9 protein-coding genes and 1 pseudogene are annotated in these 11,401 nt (G+C 72.2%); 5 read left to right on the top strand and 5 right to left on the bottom strand.

What is annotated here, in order from left to right:
* The 3 genes from IE249_RS31570 to IE249_RS31580 all read right to left on the bottom strand — a co-directional run.
* On the bottom strand, positions 1 to 649 hold a 649-nt coding region (locus tag IE249_RS31570), incomplete at its 3' end, for an ABC transporter permease (RefSeq protein WP_229859674.1).
* Complete coding sequence (locus IE249_RS31575; RefSeq protein WP_189710354.1) at positions 646 to 1,596, bottom strand: ABC transporter permease; 951 nt, start codon at positions 1,594 to 1,596, stop codon at positions 646 to 648. The genes IE249_RS31570 and IE249_RS31575, both read right to left, overlap by 4 nt.
* Complete coding sequence (locus tag IE249_RS31580; RefSeq protein WP_229859675.1) at positions 1,593 to 3,800, bottom strand: dipeptide ABC transporter ATP-binding protein; 2,208 nt, start codon at positions 3,798 to 3,800, stop codon at positions 1,593 to 1,595. The genes IE249_RS31575 and IE249_RS31580 overlap by 4 nt, the downstream gene beginning before the upstream one ends.
* 399 nt (positions 3,801 to 4,199) lie before the next feature.
* Here IE249_RS31580 and IE249_RS31585 point away from each other — a divergent pair, with 399 nt between their 5' ends.
* The 5 genes and pseudogenes from IE249_RS31585 to IE249_RS31605 all read left to right on the top strand — a co-directional run bounded on the left by IE249_RS31585 (position 4,200) and on the right by IE249_RS31605 (position 8,849).
* The gene (locus IE249_RS31585; protein WP_229859676.1) at positions 4,200 to 4,841 is read left to right on the top strand and encodes an SGNH/GDSL hydrolase family protein; all 642 of its coding nucleotides are present in this window, start codon (positions 4,200 to 4,202) and stop codon (positions 4,839 to 4,841) included.
* Positions 4,842 to 4,858: 17 nt separating this feature from the next.
* Positions 4,859 to 6,034: an acyltransferase family protein gene (locus tag IE249_RS31590; RefSeq protein WP_189710359.1), complete on the top strand. Its 1,176-nt coding sequence runs from the start codon at positions 4,859 to 4,861 to the stop codon at positions 6,032 to 6,034.
* Positions 6,035 to 6,129: 95 nt separating this feature from the next.
* Positions 6,130 to 6,828: a response regulator transcription factor gene (locus tag IE249_RS31595; RefSeq protein ID WP_189710361.1), complete on the top strand. Its 699-nt coding sequence runs from the start codon at positions 6,130 to 6,132 to the stop codon at positions 6,826 to 6,828.
* A pseudogene (locus IE249_RS40325) lies at positions 6,825 to 8,331 on the top strand (sensor histidine kinase). The gene IE249_RS31595 and the pseudogene IE249_RS40325 overlap by 4 nt, the downstream one beginning before the upstream one ends.
* Complete coding sequence (locus tag IE249_RS31605) at positions 8,328 to 8,849, top strand: GerMN domain-containing protein (RefSeq protein WP_189710363.1); 522 nt, start codon at positions 8,328 to 8,330, stop codon at positions 8,847 to 8,849. The pseudogene IE249_RS40325 and the gene IE249_RS31605 overlap by 4 nt, the downstream one beginning before the upstream one ends.
* A gap of 77 nt (positions 8,850 to 8,926) precedes the next feature.
* Here IE249_RS31605 and IE249_RS31610 read toward each other — a convergent pair whose 3' ends face one another.
* Together IE249_RS31610 and IE249_RS31615 are read right to left on the bottom strand one after the other, a co-directional pair.
* The gene (locus IE249_RS31610) at positions 8,927 to 10,327 is read right to left on the bottom strand and encodes a serine hydrolase domain-containing protein (RefSeq protein ID WP_189710365.1); all 1,401 of its coding nucleotides are present in this window, start codon (positions 10,325 to 10,327) and stop codon (positions 8,927 to 8,929) included.
* Between the two features lie 180 nt (positions 10,328 to 10,507).
* Positions 10,508 to 11,401 (bottom strand): TolB-like translocation protein (locus IE249_RS31615; protein WP_229859679.1); only part of this gene is annotated, 894 nt, incomplete at its 5' end.

Genomic DNA, 11,401 nt, shown 5'->3' on the forward strand with positions numbered 1-11,401 from the left:
GATGGGTGAGGACGAGCCGCCGCCGCGAGGCCCCCATCACCCGTGCGGCCAGGACGAACTCCCGCACCCGCAGCGTGAGGACCTCGCCGCGGACCAGCCGGGCGGCGACCAGCCAGGAGAAGCCGCCGATGACCAGGCTCAGCGAGAGGGGGTCGGCGTGGAAGCGGGCCGACAGGATGAGCACGAAGAAGAGGAAGGGCACCGACAGCATCACGTCGACCAGTCGCATCATGACCCCGTCGACGATTCCCCCGGCGAGACCGGCGACCGCCCCGTAGACCGTTCCGACGATGGTCGCGAACAGCGCGGCCAGCGCCCCGATCTGCAGGGAGACCCTGCCGCCCGCCATCAGCCGCCCGAGCACGTCGAACCCGTTGGTGTCGGTCCCCAGAGGATGCCCGGGGCCGGGGGGCAGGGCCGCGTCGAGCAGGTTCACGTCGGTCTGGTCGGTGCGGTGGAGCAGCGGGCCCAGGAAGCAGAAGCCGACGATGAGCAGCAGCAGCAGGCCGCCGGCGAGGCCGAGCGGGTTCTGCCGGAGCATGCGCAGCACCGACCGTGCCGAGGGGCCCTTCGCTTCGGTGGCGAACTCGGCGTCGGGCCGCTGGACGGTGGCCGCGGCGCCGGTGGGTTCGGCGTGGGGTGAGGTCATTTTCTCAGCTCGATTCGGCGGTCGGCGGCGGCGACCACGAGGTCGGCGACGAAGTTGCCGACCACGGTCAGGACGCCTCCGATGAGGGTGTAGGCGAGGAGCACCGGGTAGTCCTCGCGCTGCAGGCTGTTGAGGAACAGCAGGCCCAGTCCGGGGTAGTTGAAGAGCGACTCGACGATCAGGTTGCCCGCCAGGAGCGTGGGGACGAGCGTGCCGATCAGCGTGATCAGGGGCAGGCAGGCGTTGCGCAGCAGGTGACGGGTGAGGATGAGCCGCTCCGGCAGCCCCTTGGCCCGCGCCACCCTGATGTAGTCCTGGCCGAGCTGGTCCAGGGCGGAGGAACGCTGGTACTGGGAGAAGACCGCCACGCTGGTGATGGCGAGCGTGATCACCGGGAGCGCCATGGCCCGCGGATCGGTGAACACCACCCACGGGGAGTGCGACTGCGAGGCCTCGGCCGGGAACAGGGGCAGCAACTGGCTGAAGACGGCGATCAGGAGCAGTCCGAGCAGGAACGACGGTGTCGCGTAGAGCACGTACGACACGGCCGTGGCACTCCGGTCGATCGCACTGTTGCGCTTGACCGCCTGCAGGACGCCGAGGGGGACGGCGATCAGCAGTGCCAGGACCAGACCGGCCAGCGAGAGCATCGCGCTGCGGCCGGCGTTCTGCTGGAGCAGGGTCACCACGTTCTCGTTCAGCTTGTAGGACCTGCCCAAATCCCCTTGGAGGAGCTGCCAGAGGTAGCGCACGTACTGCACGACGACCGGGCGGTCGAAACCGTGCTCGCGGTTGAAGTCCGCCACCGCCTGGGGCGAGGCGCGCTGCCCGAGGACCACGCGGCCCGGGCTGTCCGACACCAGGTGCAGGAGGAAGAAGATGACCGCCGAGATCCCGATCAGCACCAAGAACGAGACCGCCAGACGACGGACCACGTACCAGGTCATGCGGACCAGCCCTCTCTCTGCGACTCCCCCGAGCCGTGGTGGTGTGATCCCCGCGGCGCGGAAGGCGTCGTATGCGGGGGCCGCAACGGGTGGTGGCAGGCGACCCGGTGCGTACCGCCGACCACCGACAGGGGCGGCTCCTGCGCGGCGCACCGGTCGGTCGCCAGCGCGCACCGGGTGCGAAAGCGGCAGCCGCTGGGCGGATCGACGGGGCTCGGCAGTTCGCCGCGCACCCGCGCGCCCGCCGCCCGGGAACCCGGCGCCCCGGGGTGCGCCTCCGGGACCGCCGCGAGCAGCCCGGCCGTGTACGGGTGCGCGGCGGCGCCGTACACCTCCTCCGTGGTGCCGATCTCGACCAGCTTGCCCAGGTACATGACGCCCACTCGGTCGGCCAGGTACCGCACCACCGCGAGGTCGTGGGAGATCACCACACTGCTCAGCCCGCGCTCCGCCTGGACGCGGCTCATCAGGTTGAGGACCTGGGAGCGGACGGAGACGTCCAGCGCGCTGACCGGCTCGTCGGCGACCAGCACCTTCGGCTCCAGGGCGAGCGCCCGCGCCAGGCCCACCCGTTGGCGCTGCCCGCCCGACAGTTCGTGGGGGTAGCGTTCCAGGGCACCGGCGGGCAGACCCATGTCCTGGAGCAGTTCGCGGGCCCGTGCCGCGCGTTGCGCCCGGGTGCCGGCGCCCTGGATCGCCAGCGGCTCGCGCAGGATGGCGGCGATACGCATCCGCGGGTCCAGCGAGGCGTTGGAGTCCTGGAACATCATCTGCAGCTGGGCCCGGCGCGGCCCCAGTGCGCGGGAGCCCCTCCCGGTCACCGACTCGCCCTCGAAGACCACCTCGCCCGAGGTGGGCCGGTCGAGGGCCACGAGCATCCGGCCCAGGGATGACTTCCCGCAGCCCGACTCCCCGACCAGGCCGAACGTCTCCCCGGCCGCCACCTCGAAGCTCACCCCCGACACCGCTTTCACGGTCCGGCGCCGGCCGAAGGGCCCTGCGCCGCCCACCGGGTACTCCCGCCTGAGGTCGACCACCCGCAGCCGCGGGGCCACGTCGTTCCCGTCGCCGGGCCCGCTGCCGCCGCGCGGCCGGGCGACGGCAGCGGACGGGGCGACGACCGGCCCGAGGCGTGCCCCGGCCGCCGGTTCAGGAAGCGGATGCCAGCAAGCGTGGGTGTGGCCGCCCGGCTCACGGGACGGTACCGGCCGCTCCGTGCGGCACCGGTCCCCGGCGGCGTCGCAGCGCGGCGCGAAGGGGCAGCCGGCCTGGGCCACGGTCAGGTCCGGCGGCGCGCCCGGGATGCTGAACAGCTCCGCGCCCCGGTCGTGGGTCAGCGAGGGGATCGAGGACAGCAGCGCGTGGGTGTAGCGGTGCCGGGTCCGGTCGAACAACGCGGCGGTCGGACCGGTCTCGGCCACCTGCCCGGCGTACATCACTGCGACCCGGTCGCTGTGCCGGGCGATCACCCCCATGTCGTGCGTGATGAGGATCATCGACATGCCCAGCCGGGACCTGAGGTCGTCGAGCAGGTCGAGGATCTCGGCCTGGATCGTGACGTCGAGCGCCGTGGTCGGCTCGTCGGCGATGACCACTTTCGGCTCGCACACCAGCGCCGTCGCGATCATCACGCGCTGCCGCATACCGCCCGAGAGCTGGTGCGGGTAGTCCTCCATCCGCTCGGCCGGCCGGGGTATCCCGACCAGCGCGAGCAGTTCCTCGGCGCGCTCGCGGGCGGCCTTCCTCGAGGCGCCGTGGTGCAGCCGCACCGGCTCGGCGACCTGTTCGCCGATCCGGCGGGTCGGGTTCAGCGCCGTCATCGAGTCCTGGAACACCATCGCGATCTCATTGCCGCGCAGGGCCCGGTACCGCGCGGCGGGCAGCCCGACCAGCTCCCGGCCGGCGAAGTCGATCGATCCGCCGGTGACGCGGCCACCGGCGGGCAGCATGCCCATGACCGCGAGACCGGTCATCGACTTGCCGGAGCCGGTCTCCCCGACGATGCCCAGCGTCTCGCCGCGGGCCAGCGCCAGGCTGACTCCCGAGACGGGACGCACCAGCCGGCCGCCGCGCCGGATCTCGACCGACAGATTCCGGATCGTCAGGACGCGGTCGCCCTCGTCCACCGGTCCGCGCGAGCTCTGGCGAGCGTCGTCGCAAGCGTCCGTCCTGCGCACGGCACCGCTCTGCATCTCCTTGGCCACCCGACGATATTGAGCCACGTGCCGACGGGTGGCGTTTGTCGGGTTCATTTAATGTTTGGGCCGTTCTTCGTCCTGCCGGACGAGATGACCGCTGCGGCTCTCACGAGCCGGTGGTCCAGGATGAGCGTTTCCTGCCCGTCTCATGAGCAGACGATGACGGCGGGCGGAGGGCAGCGTCCGTGCTGTTCTGCTGTGTGCATGAACAGTGGTCACACGTCCCGCTTCCCGTATCGGTGCACGGTCCGTCATCCCTCCCGTCACGTCCTGATCACGGCGGCTGCGGCTGCCGCGCTCGGTGTCGCCCTGGTCGGGTGCGGTGGGCGGGGCACCGGTGCCCGGCCGGAGGGGAAGAGCGGGACGACGAACGATGTCAGGAGCACCGGTACGAAGGTGCTGTGGATGGGCGACTCGATCGCAGGAGCCGAAGGCCCCGCCCTGGGCGCGGCTCTGAAAGCCGCCGGCGTGGGGTTCAAGGACGCTTCGTCCGCCGGCGGCGGTACGGTCGTCGCCGGCGGTGAGGAGATCACCAGGACGATCGCCGCCGACACGTGGAAGCAACTGGCCAGGAGCATCCAGTCGTTCCGGCCCACCGTGGTCGCCTATCAGGTCACCACATACGACTGGGGAACCCCGGACCAGCAGCGCGCCGCCTACGAGAAGCTCGTCAGGACAGCCAAGGCCGCGGGGGCCGGAACGGTGTTCGTTCCGGCCCCGCCCATCAGGATCGACGAGTTCTACAAGAAGTACGCGTCACAGATGCGTACCGCTCCCGAAGCCGCCGGCGAGGTCGCCCGGAACAGCGGCGGCGTGGCGGTGTTCCTCGATGCCTCGCGACTGTGGGGCACCGATGCGTCGGCGAAGAAGGCTCAGCGCGCCTCCGACGGGATCCACAACTGCCAGCAGGGGGCGGCCGCCTTCGCAGCCTGGTTCACCAGGGAGCTCGGCGAGAAGGAGGGCTTCACGCCCGCAGCCGTGGACGCCTGGGCCAAGGGCTCGTGGACCGGTGACGACCGGTACGCCAAGCTCAAGTGCGACAGCTGAAGGGGACAGCACCTCCCATGAGTGAGCGTCGCGCGCACATCGCCGCCCTCGACGGGCTGCGCGGGTTCGCGGTCGCGGCCGTACTGCTGTTCCACGCCGGGCTTGTGCGTGGCGGCTTCCTGGGCGTCGATCTGTTTTTCGTGCTGTCCGGATTCCTGATAACCGGGCTGCTGCTCGGTGAGGCAGGGCGCGGCCGAACCGCCCTGGCCGCGTTCTGGGCCCGCCGTGCCCGTCGTCTGCTGCCCGCTCTGGTGGTTGCGGTGGTCGTGACGGTGTCGGCGACGTGGGCCTGGGGGACTGCGACCCAGCTGCGGTTCGCGCTCGACGACGTGCCGTGGGTCGGGGCCCAGGCCGTCAACTGGCACTACATCACCGAGCAGATCGGATACTGGAACGCCTCCGACACCCGGGTGTTCGCCCACCTGTGGAGCATCGGCGTGGAATGGCAGTTCTACCTGGCCTGGCCGCCGGTGGTGGCGGTGGCAGCCCGCGGCCGGCACGCAGAGCGCGTCGTGGCTCTGCTCGCCGGAACGGGCGCCCTGCTCTGTCTTGCCCTGACGTTCTCGCTCGGCGCCGCGGTGGACACCACCCGCGCCTACGAGGGCACCGACACGCGCGCGGCCGCACTGCTGCTGGGGGCGCTCGTGGCCACCGCGCCAGTACGTGATCTCGCGCGCCGGGTTCCACGCCGCGCGGCCGACCCGGTGTGCCTGGTCCTTGCGTGCGCACTTGCGTCGGCGTGGGCGGTGACTGACGGAGAGAAGGCGCCGCTGCTCTTCCGGGGCGGCCTCTTCCTGCACTCCCTGGCCGCGGCTGTGCTGATCGTCCTCATGACCCGTGTGCCGGGCACCCGCGCGGCCCGGGCCGCGGGCGGTCGCCTGCCGCGCCGCCTGGGTGAGGTGTCCTACAGCCTGTATCTGTGGCACTGGCCGGTGTACCTGCTGCTGTTGCCCCGGCTTTCCGGACTCGGGCACTGGGGTGGCGCCGCCCTCGCGATCGGGGTGTCGCTGGTGGCCGCCGAGGCGACGAAGCGGCTGGTCGAGGATCCGGTACGGTTCCGCGCGGGCTGGGCACGCGGCCGGCGCGGCCCGGTCTCGGTGGTGGCGCTGGGCCTCGTCGGGGCCGCACTGTGGGTGGCGGTGCCTGCACCGGTGCCGGGCGCAGGCACCGTGGACGTCAGCCAGTTGAGATGAGTGGAGGGCAGCGGCCCGAACGTACAGTGAGCGACTGCCTTTTCCGTGCCGCAGTCAGTACCGGATCAGCTCATTTGCCGGAAGGGGCCCTGTCCATGACCCGCGTCCTGTTGATCGAGGACGATCCGGCCGTACGCCGCGGTGTCGTCCTGGGCCTGTCCCGCAACGGCCACGAGACCGAGGCGGTCGGCACCGGCGAGGACGGTCTGGAGGCGCTGGCCGCCTTCAGGCCCGACCTCGTACTCCTCGATCTGATGCTGCCCGGCATGAGCGGTCTGGACGTCTGCGGCCGTATCCGCGAGACCAGCCGCCTGCCGATCGTGATCCTTTCCGCGCGGGGCGACGACATCGACGTCGTGATCGGTCTGGAGGCGGGTGCCGATGACTACGTCGTCAAGCCCGCGAGCGCCGCGCTCATCGAGGCCCGTATGCGCGCGGTGCTGCGCCGCGTCGCGCCCGCCCAGGCCGATACCGGCGCGGATACGGGCCCCACCACCGTGGGAGATCTGGAGATCGACCGGAACGCGCTCATCGTCCGCAAACGTGGTCAGGAACTACCGCTCGCGCCTTCCGAGTTGAAGCTGCTGCTCTTCCTCAGCGCCGCGGCGGAGCGGACCTTCAGCCGCCGTCGGCTGCTCGAAGACATCTGGGAACACAGCTACTACGGGGACGCCCGTCTGGTCGACGCCTGCGTGATGCGACTGCGCGCCAAGATCGAGGAGGATCCGCGCCACCCCGTGTACGTCCAGACCGTGCGCGGCTTCGGCTACCGTTTCGGCCCGCTGCCCGCATGAGACTCGCCCTCCCCCGCGGCCTGCGCCCCCGCCTGGTCGTCGCCTTCCTCCTCGTCGCCGCACTCAGCGCGCTCATCACCTCCGCGCTCACCTTCCGCCAGGCCCGCAGCGCGATCCTGGACCGCACCCAGAACAGCGCCGTCCAGGACCTGCGCCTCCAGGTCGACTCCCTCGTCGCCAACCTGCCGCCCGACCCCACGGACACGGACCTGCGCACCTTCACGCGCCAACTGGACCTCGCCTCCGGATCCCAGGGCCGGCACACGGCCGTCTCCCGCGACGGCGGCTCGCTCATCGGCACCGCCGACGGGATCGGCAACGTCCTGCGCGCCGCGGCGAAGAACGGCACCACCACCTTCTACGAGCGCGTGGAAGACCCCGGCGGCCCGCGGCTGCTCATCGGCATGCCGGTGGACAGCACCGACCGGCGCACAGGAGCGGGGAAACCGTCGGGGCTGGTCGTTTACGCCGTCCTTTCGCTGCACGCAGAACAGGCGGACATCTCCGCGCTGATCACCGCGGCCTGGGCGGGAGCCGTCCCCGCGCTTGCCGCCGCTGTCGCCCCCGCCCTCTTCGCGGCCCGCCGGGTGCTGCGTCCGGTACGACAGCTGCGTACGGCCGCGGAGAGGATCACGTCGGGGGCCCTGGACACGCGCCTGGACGTCGTCGGCAACGACGAACTCGCCGCGCTGACCGACACGTTCAACACCATGGCTGCCACGTTGGAGCGGGACGACGCCGAACTACGGCGTATGGAGGCCAAGGCCCGCCGGTTCGCCGCCGACGTCTCCCACGAGCTGCGCACCCCGCTCGCCGCGATGACGGCCGTCACCGACGGACGTCTCCCACGAGCTGCGCACCCCGCTCGCCGCGATGACGGCCGTCACCGACGCCCTGGACGAGGACGCCCGCTCCGGCACCCTGCCCCCGGACGCTGCCGAAGCCGTCCTCCTCATCAGTGACGAGACCCGCAAGCTGGCCGTCATGGTGGAGGACCTGATGGAGATCTCCCGCTTCGACGCCGGCGCGGCCGTCCTCGACCTGGACGACGTGAGCCTGCGCACCGTCATTCACAAGACGCTCCAGCTGCGCGGATGGCGAGAACCGGACGAGGTGATCACCGAACTTCCCGAAGCCGATCCGCGCATCCGCATCGACGCGCGCCGCATCGACGTCGTCCTCGCCAACCTGATCAGCAACGCGTTGCGACACGGCGCCGCGCCCGTCGTGGTCCGGGCGACCGCTACGCCGGGGGCCGTGGTGATCGAGGTCGCCGACCACGGCCCGGGTATCCCGGACGACGCCCTGCCGCACATCTTCGACCGCTTTCACAAAGCGGACGCCGCGCGGACCCGTTCCGAAGGGAGCGGTCTCGGGCTCGCCATCGCGAGGGAGAACGTACGCCTGCACCACGGCACCCTCTTCGCCGCCAACCTCCCCGAGGGCGGCGCGGTGTTCACGCTGACCCTTCCGAACCGGCACTTGCAGGAGGACCCACCGTGAAGCGTGCACTCGGCGTCGTCCTCTTCGCGGTGTCGGCAGCGGGCTGCGGTGTCGGTTCCACCGGCCCGGTCCCGGCAGGCGCCCCGGCCTCCGGTCTGCAGACGGGTTCCGGGTCCCACTACGCCCGCCTGTACTTCGTCGGCCCGTACGGCATTCAGGCCGTACCCCGCGAAGTGGATGCCCCCGCGACCCCGCAACGGACCGTCGACCTCCTCCTCAAGGGCCCTGACACTGCCGAACGGGCCCGCGGCCTGATCACCGAGGTCCCCCCGATCCGGGGCCGCCTGACCGTCCGGGCCGCCGACGGCGCCGTGGACGTGTACCTCCCGGTGCCCGTGGCGCACATGACCGGCGGCGGCCTCGGTCTCAGCCAGATCATCTGCACGGCGGCCAACGCCGACGTACCGGGCGGCAAGCAGCCCCCGGACGTGGACGTAAGGGTCCATGAGGCGGGCTACTCGACGGCGTGGACCGTGCGGTGCAACGCGGCGGGCAACGTCGTTCCCGTACCGACGTGACCCGGACCGCGCCTGCGCATCCTGCTCAGCGGTGGACGCCTGCCGCCATCATCCGTTCGGACACTTTCCGGGGCCGTTCACGACGCCAGCCGCCGATCGGCCCGGCCGGTGTGCAGATACGCGGCGCGGCCCCCGTCGTCACCGAGGAACGCGAGCGGGGTGTGGACCCCCCGTTCCGGCTCGACCGGCAGCAGCGTGTCACCGCGCCAGGCCACCAGCTCCGTGCGGTAGGGCGCCCCGTCCAGCTCGGCGGTGACACCGATGGGCGTGCGCTCCAGCCACAGCCGCCCCTGCCCGTCCCGGCTCACCGTGGTCTCGCTGGTGCCCGAGACGTATCTGCCGACGTACCGCGATGCGTCCGCGGCGTCCGGTGCGGTCATCCCCGGTTCCGGCACCGGCTGTCCGGGCGGCCGGATCCCGCCCAGTTCGCGCAGCACCCGGCCCGCGATCTGCGCGTACACCCGCCGGGACAGGCCGCCGTTGGTGAGGACCGCCACCGCCACGTCGCGTCCCGGTACGGCGCGCAGGAACGCCGACTGGCCGATGGTGTTGCCGTCGTGGCCGAAGACCGCGCCGTCCGGCAGGTCGAAGAGCTCCCAGCCCAGGCCCCAGGCGGTGCCCTGGCCGATGTCGGGCAGCATGACCTGAGGCTCCCGCATGGCCCGGGCACTAGCCCGGCTCAGCACGCGGTCGCCGGCGGGTCCAAGGCCGCCGGCGAGGTGCATCCGGGCGAAGGCCAGCAGGTCGCGGGCGCGCATCGCCAGCATCGACCCGGCCGGCGCGTTCGAGCGGGCCAGCGCCCACACCCGGGTCGGTTCGAGCCCGGCCCCCGGTGTCCGTTCGATGTGTCCCACCGCCGTCCGGTGGAGGATCGCCTCGTAGGGGTCGCCGGCGGCGTGGGTGAGCCCCAGCGGCGCGAACAGGTGCTCCCGGACGCAGGCGTCGAACGGTTTTCCGCGGGCAACCTCGACGATCCGGCCCAGTACGCAGTAACCGGCGTTGTTGTACGAGAACATCTCCCCGGGTGCGAAGAGCTGCGGCACATCGCGCAGGGCGTCCAGGTACTTCTCCAGGCAGTCGTCGCCCTTGCCGGTGTCGGTGAAGACGTCCCCTTCGAACCCTGCGACGTGGCACATCAGCTGCCGTACGGTGATCCGCTGCGCCGCCCGTTCGTCGGCGACGCGGAATGCGGGAAGGCGGACGCGCACCGGTGCGTCGAGGTCCAGCTTCCCCTCGTCGGCGAGCTGCATGATGAGCGTCGCGGTCAGCACCTTGGTGACCGAGCCGATCTGGAAGAGCGAGTCGGGCGTGGCCTCGACACCGGTGGCCGTGCTCAGCACCCCGGCCGCCGCCTCGACCACCTCGTCGCCGGCGCAGACCGCCACCGCCGCCCCGGGAACCCCGCTCTCGGCGATCAGGCCCGGCAACCGGTGCCGCAACCACGCACCGATCCCCTCCAGTTCACCCGGCTTCGGCACGGCGTTCCTCCCGCTCGACTCCGGCCGAGCATAGAACCGGCCGAAACCGTCCTGTTCGTCCGCTGCCACCAGGAGCGGCGCACCGGTTCGTCCGCCCCGCCGAACGGGTCCTGTGCCCTACCGGCCGGCGCCGCGGGGGAGTCCGTGGCCGGCCGTCGCGGTGCTGCGGGGGCGTCGTCGTCAGCCGGTCAGCGCGGCCGGGGAGCTCGCGTCGCGGACGAGGAGGCGGGGGGCTCCGTCGCCGTCCACGGGAACGGCCCACACGTCCCAGCCGCCGCCGTGGCGCGGCAGCCCGTACATCACCGTGCGGCCGTCCAGCCAGGCGGCCTGGTCGTCGACGCTGCGCGTCTCCGCGAGCGGCCTCTCCCGCATCGTCGCCAGGTCCAGCACGTACAGCCGCCACGGCCGGTTGGCGCTCGCGCTGACCCGTTTCTTGAACACCAGGCGGGTCCCGTCCGGGGAGAGGGAGGGGCACTCGGCGTTCTGCCGCAGGGTGCGCGCGGTCCACTTCCGGAAGTCGCCCCGGACCAGGTAGGTGCGGCCGCCGGTGCGCACGGTGGCGTAGAAGGTGGTGTCGTCGGCGGCGAAGGTGACCCCCCAGTAGTTCACGTCGGCCGCCCGGTACGGCCGGCCCTCCAGTGTGAGCGGGATGCGCTCGATGTCACCGGTCAGCCGGCCGGTGCGGGTGTCCAGGACGCCGGTGCGCGTGGAGAAGTCGTCGCGCAGATAGGAGTCGCCGCGCACGAACATCGTCCACGACAGCATGGCGCCGTCCGCCGACACCCGGGCCCGGTTGGGAAAGCCCTCGGTGCGCAGCCGGCGCACCTTGCGCAGCGCGCGGTCGAGCACCGTGACGGAGGTGCCGGGCACGGGTCCGGTGCGCTGGAGGCACAGGCCGGTGCCGTGGGCGGCGTAGACCCGGTCGCAGGCCGGGGCGCCGACGGTGCGCGGACCGCCGGGCCGGGCGGCGGACACCGAGGCGATGCGGCCGAAGCCGGCGCCGGGCGCGGTGTCGCGGAACAGGATCCGGCCGGGGGCGTCCAGCCGGACCGTGCCCGTCACGGCCGCGCCGGC

Origin of the sequence: Streptomyces anandii JCM 4720, from assembly GCF_014650655.1 — a bacterium.
Taxonomy (GTDB): domain Bacteria; phylum Actinomycetota; class Actinomycetes; order Streptomycetales; family Streptomycetaceae; genus Streptomyces; species Streptomyces anandii.